Source organism: Mesorhizobium sp. P2_A8 (assembly GCF_056404935.1).
In genome coordinates, this window is record NZ_JBFUDB010000001.1 from 245,679 (window position 1) to 261,838 (window position 16,160).

Consider the following 16,160-nt stretch of genomic DNA (forward strand, 5'->3'; position numbering starts at 1 on the left):
TGAAACGGACATTCCGAAAGAGACTTTATCCACAACTTCTACGCGTCAAGAGTGGCGGAAATGGCACCACGATTCAAATTTTAGGCATCCGGGAAAGGTGACCTTCAGGGCTTGCTGGCACAGAGACAGACCTGTGGGAGCCCGCGATGAACAGCATAATTCTGAGATCCGCCGCCGTTGCTTTTGCGTCTGTCGCGGCCTCTCTCCTGCTGACGCTGATCATCGTCCCGGCGATGGGATTTCCGGTCAACCGCACCATCTGGCTGACCTCCACGCTGTGTCCGCTGGTCCTCGCATGGGTCGCCAGCGCGAGCACTTTCTGGCAAAGCGACAGGCTGAAAAGCGCGCATCGCGATCTCGCCCGAGCCCATGCCCAGCTCGCCGCCGCGCATCGCCGCCTGGCGGAAAAGGCGAGCCGCGACGACATGACCGGCATGCTCAACCGGGAAAACTTCTTTGCCGCGCTCGAGGGCTCCCGCCGCAAGTCCGATCGCGGCGCATTGCTGATCATCGACGCCGACCACTTCAAGAGGATCAACGACAATTTTGGCCACCTGACCGGCGATGACGCGCTGCTTCTGATCGCCAGCGCGATCGAGCGCGGCGTGCGCGGCGGCGATGTGCTCGGCCGCATCGGCGGCGAGGAGTTCGGCGCCTTCCTGATCGGTGCCACTGACCAGGAGGCCAAGCGGGTCGCCGAGCGCATTCGCCGCGAGGTCGAGCTGATCCGTTTCCGGCCCGTCGACGAGCGGACCGTTCCGCTAACGGTCAGCATCGGCGGGACCGTCTGTGGCGAGGATATCAGCGTATCGGACCTGATGCGGGCCGCCGACCGGCACCTTTACCAGGCCAAGCACCGGGGCCGCAATCTGACGATCCTCGACACGGACATTTCCGAAGCGGCGTGATCATCCGGCCGATCCGCTACCCGGCCGGTTAACGAAATTCTAACCCTGTTCGCACTCGGTTGCGCCGTTTACCCGGCTTTCGCTGCTTTGCGGCTAGGCTGGCACGATACTGGCTTCTGCCGCGATGCATGTGTCGTTCCGGGACCTGTCTTTCCGGGAGCGCCATGCGTAGCCGAGGCCCCCACCCGAGAGACCAGTCGTCATGAGTTTCTTCATCAAGAAAATATCCCGCCGCACGATCGTGCAGGCGCTCATCGCATTGCCCGCCCTGTCCTTGTTCCGCACGCTGCCTGATGCCGATGCCTCGCATTCCGATCCAACACGGGCCGATCCAACCCGGGCCGATCCAACCCGGCCCGACCCGAACGAGATCGTCGAGGTCAATGGCTGGATCCTGAAGCGGAGCGATCTGGCATGATCTTCGACAACTATGAGGCGTTTCGCGCCGCCAACTTCACCGCCAAGGTCTGCATCCTCGGCTCCGGGCCGGCCGGCACCACCATTGCGCGCAAGCTTGGCGCCGCGGGCATTCCTGTCGTGGTGCTGGAGGCCGGCTCCCGTGAATTCAGCGACGAGTCGCAGGATTTCTACCGTGGCACCACGGTGGGCGATTTCTACTTCGATCTCGACGTTACGCGGCTGCGGTTCATGGGTGGCAGTTCGAACCACTGGGCAGGCTGGTGCCGCGTGCTCGACAAGCAGGATTTCGAGCCGAAGGCCTGGGCGCCCGACACGGGCTGGCCGATCCGCCGCACCGACATCGAACCCTATCTGCGGGAAGTGCACGATATCCTCGAACTTCCCAATTTCCAGCCGGATGTACCGGTCTCCGACGACATTCGCTGGGTGCAGCTGATCAAGAGCCCGGCGGTGCGCTTCGGCGAAAAATTCGCCGACGAGCTCGACAGGAGCGGAAACATCGCGGTCGTGCTCAACACCTACGCCACTGAACTTGCCGGCGACGGCAAGCGGGTGACGGGCGCCAGGCTGTGGTCCAACGGGCAGGATGCCGGATCCTTCAGTGCCGACTATTTCATTGTCTGCACCGGTGGACTGGAAAATTCGCGACTGCTTTTGTGGTCGAACCAGCGCTCGAACGGCGGTGTCGTGCCGAATGCGACAGCGCTTGGCCGCTACTGGATGGAGCATCCGACCTTCGAGGGCGGCAATGCCATCCTGGACGACTATGGCGAGTTCGAGGTCGATGCCGTCAACGAGGCCTTCTTCTCGCCGACGCTTGCTGCGATGGAGCGCCTGCAGATCATGAATTTCGGCATCAGGCTGATCGAGACGCCGTATCCGGGCGTCAAGAGCCTGATTGCCGACCTCGCCTGCACGGCCCCCGACATGGCCGAGTGGATGTCCTCCAAGCTCAGCCAGAACCTGCGCTGCGCGGCCCAGCTCTATGTTGCCTGGGAACAGGCGCCGATGGCCTCCAACCAGATCGAGCTGTCGAAGACCGATGTCGACCATGCCGGCGTGCCGCGCATCGAGCTGCACTGGAAGAAATCGGAACTGGAACGCCGCACCCTTCTCGAAGGGCTGAGGCTGTTCGGCACGACGCTGATCGAGAAGAATCTCGGCCGGGTGCGCATTGCCGACTGGATCGCCAATGGCGGCGACTACCCGACCAATGACGAGACGGCGGGCCATCACCATATGGGTGGCACGCGCATGGGCACCGACGTCACCAAGAGTGTGGTCGACGCCAACTGCAAGGTGCACGGCATGGACAACCTCTATGTCGGCGGCTCCTCGGTGTTCTGCACATCGGGCGAATGCAACCCGACGACGACCATCACCGCACTGGCCTGCCGGCTGGGGGACCATCTGAGCAAGGTGGTCACCGTCTGACGGTTCCAACGTCTCGGGATATCGAAGCATCCCGGGAATACCGGCGCCAATGATGGCGCCGGTAGATGCGCGGCATGGCTCAGAAGCCGTAGACGGCGATGCGCACCAGCACCGCGGCAGCGGCCAGCGCCACGAGCAGAATGCCGAGGCCGATGGGGGAGCCCCAGCCATACCATTCCAGCGCCAGCTTGGCATATTTGAATTCTTCCTCATGCGAGAGGGGCGGGCGCTGTTGAATCAAGCTCATTTTTTTACTCCATGGTGGCGGCCGGCTCTTGCCTTGTGGGCGCTGCGACCGCATATTGTTGAGACAGTCTAAATGTTAGACAGATTGATAGTTAGATGATCGAAGTAAATTCGTCAAGCGGGAATCGTGCCGAAATGACGACGGCCATCGGTCTTGCGATCATGCAATGGCAGGACGCGACGCAGGCCTACGACGAAGCGGTGGGGACGAGGCTCGGGCTGAATACGGCGGAGCGGCATTGCCTGGGACTGCTGTATGGCGGCCCGCAATCGGCCGGCGCGATCGCCACGGCGACCGGGCTGACGCCGGCCGCGGTGACCGCGTTGATCGACCGGCTGGAGGCACGCGGCCTGCTGACGCGCACGCGCAGTCTCGAGGACAGGCGCAAGGTGGTGATAGAGGCAACCGAGGCCACGCGGGAGCTGTCGGCGCGCTATTACGGCGCCATCGCGCGGGAAGGCGAAAAGGTGATCGAGACCTTCAGCGACGCCGAGCTCGCCACCATATCGCGCTTCGTCAAAGCCGCACTCGACCTGCAGCGCGACCAGCTGGCGCGGCTGAAGGCCGAGGCCGGCTAATGCATGTCGCTCAAAAGTGGCCCGGTTTTTGAGATAACGACATGCATAGAAGCAAAACTTAAAGCGGGTCGCAAGAATCCGTTTCGACGCGACGCGCTTTAAGCCGTCAGACCGTCGCCGGATCGAGCGCCGGCTGGCCCTTGCGGCGCGCGACGATCGCCTCGAAATCGGCGGCCTGGAAAGCATCGCGCAAGGCGTCGAACGACGGCAGCACGAAATAGGCGCGCTGGAACTTGTCGATCTCGTAACCCGTCCGCATCACCGTTTCGAGGTCGAAGGGCACGTGGTGAGCGTCCTCGCCGTCGACGGCGAACTGCAATTCGGTAAACGACGACATCAGGCCGGCGCCAAAGGCTTTCAGCTTCTGGCCGCTCTCCTGCATCAGGCCATATTCGGCCGTGTACCAGTAGAGCCGGGTGATCATCTCGTCGCCGCCCAGCGCAATGATGTCGCCGGCCTTCTCGCCGTACATCTGCATGAAGTCGGCGAACACCGGTTGCGACAGCACCGGCACGTGACCGAAGAAATCATGGAACATGTCGGGCTCGACGATGTAGTCGAGTTCCTGCCTGGTCCGCAGCCAGTTGGTGACCGGGAATCGGCGGTTGGCGAGGTGGTCGAAAAACGGTGCCGCGGGAATAAGACCCGGTACGGCGACGATCTCCCAGCCGGTCAGCTTGCGCAGCTTGACGCTGACGTCGTCGAAGTCGGGGATGCGGTCGAGCAGGCCGAGCTTCTCGACGCCGTCGAGATAGGAGTGGTGGGCGAGCTTGCGCGTCAGTTTGGTCTGGCGGTCGCACAGCGTGCGCCACACCGCCTGTTCCTCGGCGCTGTAATTGTAACCCTGCGAGACGGTGAAATCGGCACGGCAGACCGAATAGTCGCCGCGCAACCCTTGTGCCGCGCAATCGCGAGCGTATTCGGCAACGCTCATCGTCGTCATGGTTCTTCTCCTCGCAAATCATGAATGGCGAATGTGCCGCAATCCTAACCGGATTTTCCGAGGCAAATCGGTTTTGATGATGGCTCAAACGCGATGTTCGAGATAAGATTCACTCGACAACCGCATCAGAGGAGTGAAAATGCCTCAATTCGATGATTTCGAGATCAAGATGCTCGATGTCCTGCAACGCGACGGGCGCAAGCCGGTATCCGAGCTGGCGCAAGAGATCGGCCTGTCGACGACGCCCTGCGCGAGGCGGTTCGAAGCGCTGCAGGAGGCCGGCATCATCAAGGGCTTTGCCGCGGTGATCAGCCGGCGCGCTGTCGGCCTGATGGTCGAGGTGTTCATCCAGGTTCGCCTCGTCAGCCACAGCGACGGCTCGCCCGAAAGCTTCATTGCCGCCGTGCAGCGCATGGACGAGGTGTCTTCATGCTGGACGATGACCGGCGACCACGACTTCCTGCTGCATGTCATGGTGCCGTCGGTCGACGAGCTCAACGCCTTCGTCATGCACCGGCTGATGCGGCTCGACGGCGTGCGTGACGTCCACACCCAGCTGGTGTTGCAGAACATCAAAGGCCCCGGCCACGTGCCGCTCGGCCACCTCAGGCGGTGATGGTGCTCGCCCACGGCATTCCTGCGGAAAAGCTGCACGCAAACTGCTGAAACGGGCCAAGCGCGTGTCCATATCGCCGGCCAGCATGCGCGGACCAACCATCCCAGGGGTCCGCCATGAAAATCGTCCTGATCAATCCACCTCACACCGCCATCGGCAGCCGCGTGCCCGACGATCACCTACCGCCACTTGGCCTGTTGGCGCTGGGCGGGCCGCTGATCGATGCCGGGCATGAGGTGCGGCTCGTCGACGCCGAATTCGGGCCGATGCCGCTCGACATGGTGGTGTGCAACGCACTCGACGATGGCCCCGATTTCGTCCTGATCGGCCATTCCGGCTCGACCTCGGCGCACCCGACCGCCTTGCTCATCGCGCGCATGATCAAGCAGCGCGAACCGGCGACCATCGTCATCTATGGCGGCGTGTTCCCGACCTATCACTGGCGCGACATCCTCGCCGCGACGGACGCCTTCGACTTCATCGTACGCGGCGAGGGCGAGGCGACCGTCGTGGCGCTAGTCGAGGCGCTGGAAATGCACCAGCCGCAGGCGAGCGTGGCCGGCATCGCCTTTCGCGACGATCTGCGCCGCCCCTTCGCCACCCAGCCGGCGATGACCATCGCCGATCTCGACGCCTACCGCGTCGGGTGGGAGCTGATCGACCACAGGCGCTACAGCTATTGGGGCGGCAAGCGTGCAGTGGTCATGCAGTTTTCGCGCGGCTGCCCGCATCTGTGCAACTATTGTGGCCAGCGCGGCTTCTGGACCCGCTGGCGGCATCGCGATCCGGTGAAACTCGCCAAGGAGATCGCCTGGCTGCATCGCGAGCACGGCGTCGAGCTGATCAACCTCGCCGACGAGAATCCGACGGTTTCGAAGAAGGCCTGGCGCTCCTTTCTCGACGCCATGATCGCCGAGAACGTGCCGGTGCTGATCGTCGGCTCGACCCGCGCCGACGACATCGTGCGCGATGCCGACATCCTGCATCTCTACCGCAAGGCCGGCGTCATCCGCTGGCTGCTCGGCATGGAAACCACCGACGAACAGACGCTGCAACTGATCCGCAAGGGCGGCAGCACCTCATCCGACCGCGAGGCGATCCGGCTGTTGCGCCAGCACGGCATCCTGTCGATGGCGACCTGGGTGGCCGGTTTCGAGGACGAAGGTTTTCGCGACCTATGGCGCGGCTTTCGCCAGCTCATCGCCTACGACCCGGACCAGATCCAGGCGCTGTATGTGACGCCGCATCGCTGGACACCGTTCTTCAGGATCGCGCGCGATCGCAAGGTGATCCAGAAGGATGCCCGACTGTGGGACTACAAGCACCAGGTGCTGCAGATGACCAGGCTGAAGCCGTGGATGCTGTTCTTCAGCGTCAAGCTGATCGAACTAGCGGTGCAGTCGCGGCCGAAGGCGCTGGCCCGCATCCTGTTTCACAAGGACCCCGAGCAGCGGCATTCGATGCGCTGGTACACGCAAATGGGCCGCCGCGTCTGGTTCCGCGAGGTCTGGGGATTTGTGGCCCGCGACGGCCGGGTGAAAGACGGCCCGACGCTTGCCGAGTTCTGGGGCGCGCCGCAGGACGCCGAGGAGGAATCGATGACCGTTCGCCGCCCGGCGCGCAAGCTGGCTTTGCCTGGGATCCCGATCTCGCCCAATGCCTGACCGCTCGATGAGCTTGGCCCGTGGCTAACGTCACCTCTGAAAAATAACATACGGCGCGTATGCGTATTGACATACGCTCCGTATCCACCCACATCGGGCATACGGGGCGTATGTCAATAGCCGCCCCGGACAGTGGAGCGCAGCGATCCAAGACCCTGAAGCCTTGCGACCGGCTCTCGCCTTCCCGGCGAAGCCATTTCGCGATCGTCGGGGGTTGGGTCTGCCTTGTCTAGATGGAGTGAAACTATGACCAAACGCGACGCGATCTTCCCTGCCGGCCGGCAGGCCCTCTATGAGATCAACCGCTATTCGGCGGCGATCCGCTCGGGCGACTTTCTGTTCGTCTCGGGCCAGGTCGGCAGCCGGGAGGACGGGTCGGCCGAGCCGGTCTTCGAAAAGCAGGTCCAGCTTGCCTTCGACAATCTCGCGGCCGTGCTGAAGGCCGCCGGCTGCACGTTCGACGACATCGTCGACGTGACCACGTTCCACACCGATCCGGCCACGCAATGGCCGGCGATTGACGCCGTTCGACTGAAGGCGTTCGGCGAGCCGCCCTACACGAACTGGACCGCGGTCGGCGTAAACTGGCTGGCGGGATTCGACTTCGAGATCAAGGTCATCGCGCGCCTTCCCCAATCCGCCTGATAGATTGGCAGCAAGCTGCCAAGAGGGTCGCTCAGGGCACGATCAGCGTGCCGGCGCCGTGTTCGGTGAACAGCTCAAGCAGCACCGAATGCGGCGTCTTGCCGTTGAGGATGACGACGCCTTCGACGCCGCGCTCGATCGCTTCGATACAGGTCTCGACCTTGGGGATCATGCCGCCGGAGACCGTGCCATCCCTGATCAGCGCCTTGGCCTCGGCCACCGTCAGTTCGTCGATCAGCTTCTTGTTCTTGTCGAGCACGCCGGGCACGTCGGTCAGGAACAGCAGGCGTGTCGCCTGGCAGGCGCCGGCAATGGCGCCGGCGAAAGTGTCGGCGTTGATGTTGTAGGTGTGGCCGTCGCGGCCCGGTGCCACCGGCGCCAGCACCGGGATCATTTCGGAGCGCGCCAGAAGGTCGAGCAAGGTGCGGTCGACCTCGACCGGCTCGCCGACGAAGCCAAGATCGAGCACGCGCTCGATGTTGGAGTCCGGATCGATCATCGTCTTGCGCGCCTTTTCGGCAAAAACCATGTTGCCGTCCTTGCCGCACAGGCCGATCGCCCATTCACCCTCGGCATTGATCAGCGCCACGATCTCCTTGTTGATCGAACCGGCCAGCACCATCTCGACGATCTCGACCGTCTTCTGGTCGGTGACGCGCAGGCCGCCCTCGAACTTCGATTCGATACCCATCTTGGCCAGCATGGCGCCGATCTGCGGACCGCCGCCATGGACGACAATCGGATTGACGCCGGATTGTTTCAAGAGCGCGATGTCACGGGCGAAAGCCTTGCCAAGCTCGATATTGCCCATGGCGTGACCACCATATTTCACCACGACGGTCTTGTTCTCGTAGCGCTGCATGTAGGGCAGCGCCCGCGAAAGCAGGGCGGCCTGCATTTCGGCGGTGGCGGTTATCTCCGTCATCGGCTTGGTTCCCGGCTTTTGGTTTATGCATGTCGTTGTCCCAAAACCGCTGGGCACTTTTGGGCGACATGCACTGGGTTTATGCATGTCGTTATCCCAAAACCGCTGGACACTTTTGGGCGACATGCACTTGGAAAGGACGGCGGCGTCTTAGCGGGAATTGGCGCCAGCCGCAAATGGCTTTGCTGTCATATTCGAGCGCCTCACGACCTCGTCATCATGACGGCACTCTCAGCGGCGCCCTGCGGCCCAGCCAACCCGAGATCTTCTCCATCTGCGCGGCAAGCGACAGCAGCGTCTCCTCGTCGCCCGGACGACCCGCCGCCTGGATGCCGAGCGGCAGTCCGGCGTCGGTGACATGGACGGGCAATGCGATCGACGGCTGGCCGCTGACATTCTGGATCGCCGGCCAATGGGTGAACCAGAGGCTCTTGTCCATCATCTGGCCGAACAATGGCTTCAGCTTCAGCAAGGCGCTGAGATGAAGCCTGTCGAGCAGGTTTTCGATGAGTTCGTCGGCGCCTTTCGGGTCCATGGCGCCGCAGGCGAGTGGCGGGTGCGCAATGATCGGCATCAGCACGGCATCATACTGCGCAGTCCCTTCGATCAGCTGTCTCGAGATAGCATGCAGCCGCTGCAGGCCGGCATAGGTCTCGCCGGCCGACAGATGTTCGCCGAAGCGGGCGACGACCCGCGTCGCCCGCTCGATGTCGCCCAAAACGGAACGGCCGACACGCAGCGCTTCGGCCCGCATCGTGCCGGCGACGGCCGAGGCCACGCTGCCGGCAAAATCAGCCAGGAAATCGCGCCCGATAAAGGGCAGGTCGATGTCCTCGACGGTATGACCGCCCTCGCGGGCGAGCGCCACCGCCGTGTCGAGCGCCACAAGCGTCTCGGCCGAGACCGGCAGGCCGAGCGGCGATTTGCTGTACACGGCCAGCCTGAGCTTGCCGGGATCGCGTGCGGCAGCAGCGGCGAAGCTGCCTTTCGGCGGCAGCGCCGCATAGGGCGATAAAGGGTCGGGACCGTGGGTGAGGTCGAGCAGCAGCGCGCAATCGCGCACCGAGCGGGTGAGCGCATGGTCGACCACCATGCCATACCAGCTCTCGCTCACCAACGGCGTCAGCGGTATGCGGCCGCGCGACGTCTTGAGGCCGACAAGTCCGGTGCAGGCGGCAGGCACCCGGATCGAGCCACCGCCATCGGAGGCATGCGCGACCGGCACGACGCCGGCAGCGACCAGCGCCGCCGCACCGCCGGACGAGCCGCCGCTGGTATGGCCGGTGTTCCAGGGATTGCGGGTGATGCCGAATGCCTTGGATTCGGTCACCAGCCGCAGCCCGTGTTCCGGCGACGTCGAGGTGACGATCGGGATGAGCCCGGCGGCGAGATAGCGGTCGGTCAGCACCGAATTGACATCGGCCAGCCATGCCGGAATGCGGCTGCCGCCATGCGTCGGCACGCCCTTGATGGCGATGCCGAGGTCCTTGATGGCGAAAGGAATGCCGGCCAGCGGCAGCGAGCGGTCGACAGTCTTCGCGCGGGCCCGCGCGGCATCATAGAGCGGCTCGGCGGTGGCGTTGATGTCGGGACGGGTGGCCTCGGCACGGGCGATGGCCGCTTCGGTCAGTTCAACCGGCGAAACTTCACCCTTGCGGACCAGATCGGCGAGGCCGGTTGCGTCTTGCGCCCACAGTGTATGTTCAACCGACATGCGCATTCCCCCCGTCGCTAAAGGCAAGCTAGAGCATGATCGCGAAAAGTGGAAACCGGTTTTCTCGGACGAACGGAACCCGTTTGTCCAGAGATCATGCTCAAATGAACAGATGGAGCCAGTGGCGATTTCATTGCCAATCGACCGAACGCCCGGGCGACCCGAAGCAGGGAACTTTAGGTGCACAAGAATGTTTCCGTCGTTGCAAATACATCGCAATTGCCTAATTTGGCTCGCATGACGCCGCAGGACATCACCAAGCTGATCGTCCGGACTTCGATGAAGGATCGGGCTGCGTTCGATCTGCTCTACAGGCAGACCAGCGCGAAACTTTTCGGCGTCTGCCTTCGTGTATTGAATGATCGGGGAGATGCGGAAGAAGCGCTACAGGAAGTCTTCGTCAAGATTTGGACGAAGGCGGACCGTTTTGCCGTATCCGATCTGAGCCCGATTTCCTGGCTGGTGGCCATCGCGCGCAACCATGCGATCGATCGCATAAGAGCGCGGCGCAAGCCCGCCGTCGATATCGATGCCGCGCTCGATGTGGCCGATCCGGCGCCAGGGCCCGAGGCGATGGTGGTGGCGGGTGATGAATCCGAACGCATCCATCATTGTCTCGATGAGCTGGAAAAGGACCGGGCGGCGGCCGTTCGGGGCGCCTATCTCAAGGGCGAGAGCTATGCCGAACTGGCGGAGCGCCATGGCGTGCCGTTGAACACGATGCGTACCTGGCTGCGCCGCAGCCTGTTGAAACTCAGAGAATGTCTGGAAAGATGACGCTGGCGGAAGACAACGGACCGGAACGTGGAGGCGACGACCTGCTCGCTGCCGAATACGTTCTCGGCGTGCTGTCGGCGGACGAGCGGCAGATCGCGTCCAGGCGCATCGATGCGGAGACCGGGTTCGCCCGTCTTGTCGACGGCTGGGAGGTCTCTTTCTCGCCGCTCGCCGCTGCCTACGCGGAAATCGAGCCGCCGGCTTCGGTCGAGGCTGCTGTCGATCGTCGCCTGTTCGCATCCCCCGCGGCGACTGTCACCACGCCCACGGAATCGCGCCGCGGGCTGTGGTCCAGCCTGGCCTTCTGGCGTGGCCTCGCAGCAGTGGCGGTCGCCGCGCTGGCGATCTACATCGCCGTGCCCACCCTCAACCCGCCGGTCGAGCAGCCGCAGGCGCGCCTCGTCGCCTCGCTGGCCGCCGAGGGCAGCGATGTCAAATATCTCGCCGTCTACGATGCCGCCCATCACGAGGTCGGCCTGTCGCATGTCTCCGGCGAGCGCGCCGCCGGCAAGGACTTCGAGCTGTGGATGATCGAGGGCAAGAACCCGCCGGTCTCGATGGGCGTCATTCCGGCTGGATCGACGGCGCATATTGTCGTCTCGCCGGCAGCCCAGCAGAAGCTCGCCCAGGGCGCGGTACTCGCCGTCAGCCTCGAGCCGGCGGGCGGTTCGCCGACCGGACAGCCGACCGGACCGGTGGTCGCGGCGGGCGATCTGAAGAGCATCTGACCGACTTTCACCGAAACTGGAAAACCAGAAGTCTATCTTCCGCCACGCATGTCTAGTTGGGCCTGTTTGTCGGCGGGCCGCTTGGCGTATAAATCTCCTTGGCGGCATGGATAAAAATAAAAATTCCCGATATTTTTGAAACTCTCGCATTTGCGTTCCGTATCTCCTCGCGTCCCCAAAGATGGGAAGAGAAAAACCCGAGGAGTTTGACATCATGCGTAGATACGCCACCCTTTTGCTTGCCAGCGCGATTGCTGTTTCTGCCCTTGCTACCGCGGCCTATGCCGAAAACCCTATGGTTGGCGGTGCCGCCATGTATGCCAACAAGAACATCGTCGAGAACGCCGTGAACTCGAAGGACCACACGACGCTGGTCGCCGCGGTCAAGGCCGCCGGCCTTGTCGAAACCTTGCAGGGCGCCGGGCCGTTCACGGTGTTCGCGCCGACCAACGACGCCTTTGCCGCGCTTCCGGCCGGCACGGTCGAAACCCTACTCAAGCCCGAGAACAAGGACAAGCTGACCAAGATCCTGACCTGCCATGTCATCGGCGCCAAGGCGATGGGGGCGGACGTGGCCGCGATGGCCAAGGCTGATGGCGGCGCCCACAAGGTCAAGACCGTTGGCGGCTGCGAGCTGTCGCTGAAGGCCGACGGCGGCAAGGTCACCGTGACCGACGAGAACGGCAATGTCGCCAATGTGACGATCGCCGATGTCGAACAGTCCAATGGCGTCATCCACGTCATCGACAAGGTTCTTTTGCCAAAGATGTAACAAGGGGCTCGCTGCCGACGAAATCGCAGCAAGGGCTCTCGTCGATTGCATGGTCTCGCTCCCGTGATCAGCAAGCGACCCGCGCACTCCGCACCGCCCACATTGTTGAGATGTGGACCGGCGCGGAGTGGTCGTGTGAGGGCCACCGTCACCGGCTTTTGATTTCCGCGTGGCGGTATAGTTTGGCAGACAGACAACAGGAGGAATTGGTCATGAACCGTCGCGACTTACTTTTGAGCGGTGTCGCCGCCATCGGCGTCGTCGGGGCGGCGGCCACGGTGTTGCGCATGGGCAGTCCACAGGCAGCACTGGCCGCCGAAAAATTCGAGGTCACCAAGACCGACGCCGAGTGGAAAGCCATCCTGTCACCGGCTGCCTTTGACGTGCTGCGCAAGGAAGGCACCGAATATCCCGGCACCAGCCCGCTGCTCAACGAACACCGCAAGGGCATCTTTGCCTGTGCCGGCTGCGACCTTCCGGTCTACCCGTCCGAGACGAAGTTCGATTCCGGCACCGGCTGGCCGAGCTTCTGGCAAGAGATCGCCAATGGCATCGGCAAGACCGTGGACAGGTCGCTCGGCATGACCCGCACCGAGGTGCATTGCCGCCGTTGCGGCGGCCATCTCGGCCACGTCTTCGACGACGGCCCGGCGCCGACCGGCCTAAGACACTGCATCAACGGGGTGGCGTTGATCTTCAAGCCCGCCACGGCCTGACAAGAACCCATCAGCATAACGAAAAACTCCGGGCTTGCGGCCCGGAGTTTTTTGCGTGGTCAGACATTTTCGGGCGTGGACTGGAGGAGCTTCCCGAAACGGATGTCCACGTTTTGATATCAGACCAGTTCACCGTTTCACGGAACGGCGAACCGCTCTGAATCTCTTTAGTTTTGACGCAATTCCAGATGGAAAACCGTTTCACACTTTCCTGGAATTGCTCTAGTGGCCGCCACCACCGCCGCCACCGGCCGCTGCCGGCCTGCGGATCATCATGGTGAACAGCCCGAGCGTCGCGAACAGCACCGTCAGCAGATAGAACACGTCCATGAAGGACAGCAGCGCGGCCTGCTGCTGCACCATGCCCGACAGCTTGGAGATCGCAGCACTTGTCGCGTCGAGGCCGGCGGTCTGCTCGAAATTGAGTGTCATGTTCTGCAGCTTGGTCTGCGCGGCGGCGCTGCCCCACTGCACGTGCTCGGAGAGCCTTGCGTAGTGGAACGCATTGCGGTCGATCAGCACCGTGTTGATGATCGCCAGGCCGACCGCGCCACCGAGGTTGCGGGTGAGATTGAACAGGCCTGACGCATTCTTCAGCCGGTCGGGCGGCAAGGTGCCGAGCGCGATGTTGTTGATCGGCACCATGCATAGCATCATCGAACAGCCGCGCAGGATCTGCGGGATAAGCAGCTCATAGAAATCCCAGTCGGCGGTCAGATGTGTCATCCACCATGTTCCGGTGGCGAAGCCAAAGAAGCCGATCATCATCATCAGGCGTGGGTCCATCTTGCTCGACAGGATGCCCGAGATCGGTGCGGTGACGAACATCGCCAGTCCGCTGACGAACAGCGCCTCGCCGATCATCATCGAATCGTAGCCGCGGATGCGCCCGAGGAACACCGGGTAGAGATAGGTCAGGCCGTAGAGCCCGATGCCGATGACGAAGGAAAACAACGAGCCGAAGGCGAAGTTGACGTTGCTGAACGCCTTCAGGTCGACGATCGGCTCCTCGGCGGTGAACACCCGCCAGAAGAAGACCACCGCGCCGACGGTCATGATGACGGCGCAGATGAACACGCCCTGGTCCTGCAGCCAGTCATTGTTCGGGCCTTCCTCGAGCACATATTCCATGCAGCCCAGGAAGGCCGCCATGCCGGCGAGACCCCACCAGTCGAACTTGCTGAACAGCTTGAGATTGGGCTTGTCGAAGTCGATCAGCGTCCAGGCCGCCGTCGTCACCAGGATGCCGGGCACGACATTGATGAGGAACAGCCAATGCCAGGACATGGCATGGCTGATATAGCCACCGACAGTCGGGCCGATGGTCGGCGCCAGTGTCGCCACCAGGCCGATCATCGGCGAGACCACGGCGCGGCGCGACGGCGGGAAAATGGTGAAGGCAGCGGCAAAGACGCTCGGGATCATGCCACCACCGATGAAGCCCTGGACGGCACGGTAGACGATCATCTGGTCGATGTTGGTGGCGGTCGCTGCCAGCGCGCTGGCTGCGGTGAAGCCCGCCGCCGAGACCGTGAACAGAACGCGTGTCGACAGCATCCGGCTGAGGAAGCCCGACAGCGGGATCATCACCACCTCGGCGATCAGATAGGCGGTCTGCACCCACGGGATCTCGTCGGAGCTGGCGCTCAGGCCGGCCTGGATCTCGGCCAGCGAGGCCGAGACGATCTGGATGTCCAGGATGGCCATGAACATGCCGAACACCATCGCCAGGAAGGCGATGACGCGCCGCGTGGAAATGGTGTCAGGCACAGCCGGCCTCGCGGGCGGCGCTCCTGCTGTCAGGGTTGCGGTGGCCATGGCATTGCTCCCCGGCGGCCGTTCAATTCGAGGCCGAAGGCGCGGTGCGGCTGTCGACGGCGACGACGACACTCAAGCCGGCGCGCAGCCTGCCGCTCTTCAGCACGTCGGCCGGCACGTCGATGCGGACCGGGACGCGCTGCACCACCTTGGTGAAATTGCCGGTGGCGTTTTCGGGCGGCAGCAGCGAGAACACGGCACCCGAAGCCGGCGCCAGCGACGAGACGGTGCCCTCGAAATCCTGGCCGTCGGTCGCATCGACCGCAATCTTGACCTTCTCGCCGGGAACCAGGCGGGCAAGCTGCGTCTCCTTGAAGTTTGCGACGATGTAGAGCTTGTCCATCGGCACGATGACGGCGAGCTTCTGGCCGGGGCTGACGAGATCGCCCTGCTCGACCGAGCGATTGCCGACGACACCGTCGTAAGGCGCCTTGAGCACGGTGAAGGAAAGATCGCGCACGGCCTTGTCATGGCTGAGCTGCAAGGATGCCAGCGTGCTTGCCGATTCGGCGCGCTGCGCCTGCAGCACGCCGATATTGGCCTGTGCCGCGGCGATCTGCGCGTCGGCGCCGACAAGGGCGGCATTGGCCTGCTGGACCGCCGTCTGGGCATCGTCCAGTTGCGCCTGCGTGCCGACATGCGTCTTGAGCAGTTGCGAGGCACGATCGGCGACCTTCGCCGCATTGTCGGCCGCGGCCTGGTCGGCGACCTTCTGCGCCTGCGCCTGCTGCAGCGAGGCGCGCGCCGCGTCGGTCTGGGCGTCGATACGGTCGAGCGTCTTGCTCAACGTGGCGATCTGCGCCTCGGCCTGGGCGACAGCAATCTTGTAGTCACCGTCATCGACGACCAGCAGAGGATCGCCAGCCTTGACCTGCTGGTTCTCGCTCACCTTGACCTGATCGACATAGCCGGAAATCTTGGGCGAGATGAACGCCATGTCGGCCTGGACATAGGCATCGTCCGTCGAGATCATGAAGCGGCCCGTGGTCCAGTAATTGTAACCGTACCAGGCGCCGGCACTCAGCAGGGCAACGCCAATGATCGGCAGCAGAAAGGAGCGCACCGAGCGCTTCTTCTTGGCCGGAGCCTCCACCGGCGGCGACGATACGGCAGGCAGGACAGGCACTTCCGGTGCTTCCGTCGCCGGCGCGACCTTGGCATTTGGGAAAGGACGGACTTCGGCGGTGGTCGGCGCGTTCGAGGACATGACATCTCTCTAAAGTTGGAATAGTCTCTAACGTATAATAATGAACCG

17 protein-coding genes are annotated in these 16,160 nt (G+C 63.3%); 11 read left to right on the top strand and 6 right to left on the bottom strand.

Translation table 11 applies throughout. The features are described 5' to 3' along the window. Positions 1–146: 146 nt before the first annotated feature. From AC1D10_RS01205 to AC1D10_RS01215, 3 genes are all read left to right on the top strand, one after another. Positions 147–908: a GGDEF domain-containing protein gene (locus tag AC1D10_RS01205; RefSeq protein WP_477268383.1), complete on the top strand. Its 762-nt coding sequence runs from the start codon at positions 147–149 to the stop codon at positions 906–908. Between the two features lie 202 nt (positions 909–1,110). After that, positions 1,111–1,326, top strand: a complete 216-nt coding sequence (locus tag AC1D10_RS01210) for a hypothetical protein (RefSeq protein ID WP_477268385.1) — start codon at positions 1,111–1,113, stop codon at positions 1,324–1,326. Continuing rightward, positions 1,323–2,762, top strand: coding sequence for a GMC oxidoreductase (locus AC1D10_RS01215; protein WP_477268387.1), 1,440 nt, complete (start codon positions 1,323–1,325; stop codon positions 2,760–2,762). Before AC1D10_RS01210 ends, AC1D10_RS01215 begins: the two co-directional genes overlap by 4 nt. Positions 2,763–2,841: 79 nt before the next feature. Here the strand turns inward: AC1D10_RS01215 and AC1D10_RS01220 are convergent, their stop codons facing one another. After that, positions 2,842–3,009: a hypothetical protein gene (locus tag AC1D10_RS01220; RefSeq protein ID WP_477268389.1), complete on the bottom strand. Its 168-nt coding sequence runs from the start codon at positions 3,007–3,009 to the stop codon at positions 2,842–2,844. A gap of 95 nt (positions 3,010–3,104) precedes the next feature. On the opposite strand from AC1D10_RS01220, the gene AC1D10_RS01225 reads away from it, so the two are divergent. Continuing rightward, positions 3,105–3,587: a MarR family winged helix-turn-helix transcriptional regulator gene (locus tag AC1D10_RS01225; protein ID WP_477268391.1), complete on the top strand. Its 483-nt coding sequence runs from the start codon at positions 3,105–3,107 to the stop codon at positions 3,585–3,587. A gap of 106 nt (positions 3,588–3,693) precedes the next feature. Here the strand turns inward: AC1D10_RS01225 and phhA are convergent, their stop codons facing one another. Continuing rightward, positions 3,694–4,530 (bottom strand): phenylalanine 4-monooxygenase, encoded by an 837-nt coding sequence (gene phhA, locus AC1D10_RS01230; RefSeq protein WP_477268393.1) that lies wholly within the window; start codon positions 4,528–4,530, stop codon positions 3,694–3,696. A gap of 139 nt (positions 4,531–4,669) precedes the next feature. Here phhA and AC1D10_RS01235 point away from each other — a divergent pair, with 139 nt between their 5' ends. The 3 genes from AC1D10_RS01235 to AC1D10_RS01245 all read left to right on the top strand — a co-directional run bounded on the left by AC1D10_RS01235 (position 4,670) and on the right by AC1D10_RS01245 (position 7,455). Next, positions 4,670–5,146: an Lrp/AsnC family transcriptional regulator gene (locus tag AC1D10_RS01235; protein ID WP_027040109.1), complete on the top strand. Its 477-nt coding sequence runs from the start codon at positions 4,670–4,672 to the stop codon at positions 5,144–5,146. A 116-nt stretch (positions 5,147–5,262) separates the two neighbouring features. Continuing rightward, positions 5,263–6,810, top strand: a complete 1,548-nt coding sequence (bchE, locus tag AC1D10_RS01240; RefSeq protein WP_477268396.1) for a magnesium-protoporphyrin IX monomethyl ester anaerobic oxidative cyclase — start codon at positions 5,263–5,265, stop codon at positions 6,808–6,810. Between the two features lie 246 nt (positions 6,811–7,056). Continuing rightward, positions 7,057–7,455 (top strand): RidA family protein, encoded by a 399-nt coding sequence (locus tag AC1D10_RS01245; RefSeq protein ID WP_477268398.1) that lies wholly within the window; start codon positions 7,057–7,059, stop codon positions 7,453–7,455. Between the two features lie 31 nt (positions 7,456–7,486). Here AC1D10_RS01245 and argB read toward each other — a convergent pair whose 3' ends face one another. Together argB and AC1D10_RS01255 are read right to left on the bottom strand one after the other, a co-directional pair. Beyond that, a complete protein-coding gene (gene argB, locus AC1D10_RS01250; protein ID WP_379105064.1) occupies positions 7,487–8,380 on the bottom strand; it encodes an acetylglutamate kinase in 894 nt (297 codons plus the stop codon). A gap of 217 nt (positions 8,381–8,597) precedes the next feature. After that, positions 8,598–10,094: an amidase gene (locus tag AC1D10_RS01255; RefSeq protein ID WP_477268401.1), complete on the bottom strand. Its 1,497-nt coding sequence runs from the start codon at positions 10,092–10,094 to the stop codon at positions 8,598–8,600. Positions 10,095–10,331: 237 nt separating this feature from the next. Between AC1D10_RS01255 and AC1D10_RS01260 the strand changes: the two genes are divergently transcribed. From AC1D10_RS01260 to msrB, 4 genes are all read left to right on the top strand, one after another. Then, the gene (locus tag AC1D10_RS01260) at positions 10,332–10,871 is read left to right on the top strand and encodes a sigma-70 family RNA polymerase sigma factor (RefSeq protein WP_379105067.1); all 540 of its coding nucleotides are present in this window, start codon (positions 10,332–10,334) and stop codon (positions 10,869–10,871) included. Next, on the top strand, positions 10,868–11,599 hold the full coding sequence (locus AC1D10_RS01265; protein WP_477269792.1) for an anti-sigma factor: 732 nt from the start codon (positions 10,868–10,870) through the stop codon (positions 11,597–11,599). Before AC1D10_RS01260 ends, AC1D10_RS01265 begins: the two co-directional genes overlap by 4 nt. A gap of 214 nt (positions 11,600–11,813) precedes the next feature. Further along, on the top strand, positions 11,814–12,371 hold the full coding sequence (locus AC1D10_RS01270) for a fasciclin domain-containing protein (protein ID WP_477268403.1): 558 nt from the start codon (positions 11,814–11,816) through the stop codon (positions 12,369–12,371). A gap of 212 nt (positions 12,372–12,583) precedes the next feature. Further along, on the top strand, positions 12,584–13,087 hold the full coding sequence (gene msrB, locus AC1D10_RS01275; protein WP_477268405.1) for a peptide-methionine (R)-S-oxide reductase MsrB: 504 nt from the start codon (positions 12,584–12,586) through the stop codon (positions 13,085–13,087). A 222-nt stretch (positions 13,088–13,309) separates the two neighbouring features. Here the strand turns inward: msrB and AC1D10_RS01280 are convergent, their stop codons facing one another. After that, positions 13,310–14,905, bottom strand: a complete 1,596-nt coding sequence (locus AC1D10_RS01280; RefSeq protein ID WP_477268407.1) for a DHA2 family efflux MFS transporter permease subunit — start codon at positions 14,903–14,905, stop codon at positions 13,310–13,312. Positions 14,906–14,927: 22 nt separating this feature from the next. Further along, complete coding sequence (locus tag AC1D10_RS01285) at positions 14,928–16,112, bottom strand: HlyD family secretion protein (RefSeq protein ID WP_477268409.1); 1,185 nt, start codon at positions 16,110–16,112, stop codon at positions 14,928–14,930. Positions 16,113–16,160 lie beyond the last annotated feature (48 nt).

Excerpts from the sequence above, each read along its gene's own strand:
- AC1D10_RS01220 (WP_477268389.1), bottom strand. The coding sequence starts at position 3,009 with ATGAGCTTGATTCAACAGCGCCCGCCCCTCTCGCATGAGGAAGAATTC.
- AC1D10_RS01255 (WP_477268401.1), bottom strand. The coding sequence starts at position 10,094 with ATGTCGGTTGAACATACACTGTGGGCGCAAGACGCAACCGGCCTCGCC.
- msrB (WP_477268405.1), top strand. The coding sequence starts at position 12,584 with ATGAACCGTCGCGACTTACTTTTGAGCGGTGTCGCCGCCATCGGCGTC.
- AC1D10_RS01285 (WP_477268409.1), bottom strand. The coding sequence starts at position 16,112 with ATGTCCTCGAACGCGCCGACCACCGCCGAAGTCCGTCCTTTCCCAAAT.
- AC1D10_RS01260 (WP_379105067.1), top strand. The coding sequence starts at position 10,332 with ATGACGCCGCAGGACATCACCAAGCTGATCGTCCGGACTTCGATGAAG.
- AC1D10_RS01245 (WP_477268398.1), top strand. The coding sequence starts at position 7,057 with ATGACCAAACGCGACGCGATCTTCCCTGCCGGCCGGCAGGCCCTCTAT.
- AC1D10_RS01280 (WP_477268407.1), bottom strand. The coding sequence starts at position 14,905 with ATGGCCACCGCAACCCTGACAGCAGGAGCGCCGCCCGCGAGGCCGGCT.
- AC1D10_RS01210 (WP_477268385.1), top strand. The coding sequence starts at position 1,111 with ATGAGTTTCTTCATCAAGAAAATATCCCGCCGCACGATCGTGCAGGCG.
- bchE (WP_477268396.1), top strand. The coding sequence starts at position 5,263 with ATGAAAATCGTCCTGATCAATCCACCTCACACCGCCATCGGCAGCCGC.
- argB (WP_379105064.1), bottom strand. The coding sequence starts at position 8,380 with ATGACGGAGATAACCGCCACCGCCGAAATGCAGGCCGCCCTGCTTTCG.
- AC1D10_RS01265 (WP_477269792.1), top strand. The coding sequence starts at position 10,868 with ATGACGCTGGCGGAAGACAACGGACCGGAACGTGGAGGCGACGACCTG.
- AC1D10_RS01235 (WP_027040109.1), top strand. The coding sequence starts at position 4,670 with ATGCCTCAATTCGATGATTTCGAGATCAAGATGCTCGATGTCCTGCAA.
- phhA (WP_477268393.1), bottom strand. The coding sequence starts at position 4,530 with ATGACGACGATGAGCGTTGCCGAATACGCTCGCGATTGCGCGGCACAA.
- AC1D10_RS01215 (WP_477268387.1), top strand. The coding sequence starts at position 1,323 with ATGATCTTCGACAACTATGAGGCGTTTCGCGCCGCCAACTTCACCGCC.
- AC1D10_RS01205 (WP_477268383.1), top strand. The coding sequence starts at position 147 with ATGAACAGCATAATTCTGAGATCCGCCGCCGTTGCTTTTGCGTCTGTC.
- AC1D10_RS01225 (WP_477268391.1), top strand. The coding sequence starts at position 3,105 with ATGATCGAAGTAAATTCGTCAAGCGGGAATCGTGCCGAAATGACGACG.
- AC1D10_RS01270 (WP_477268403.1), top strand. The coding sequence starts at position 11,814 with ATGCGTAGATACGCCACCCTTTTGCTTGCCAGCGCGATTGCTGTTTCT.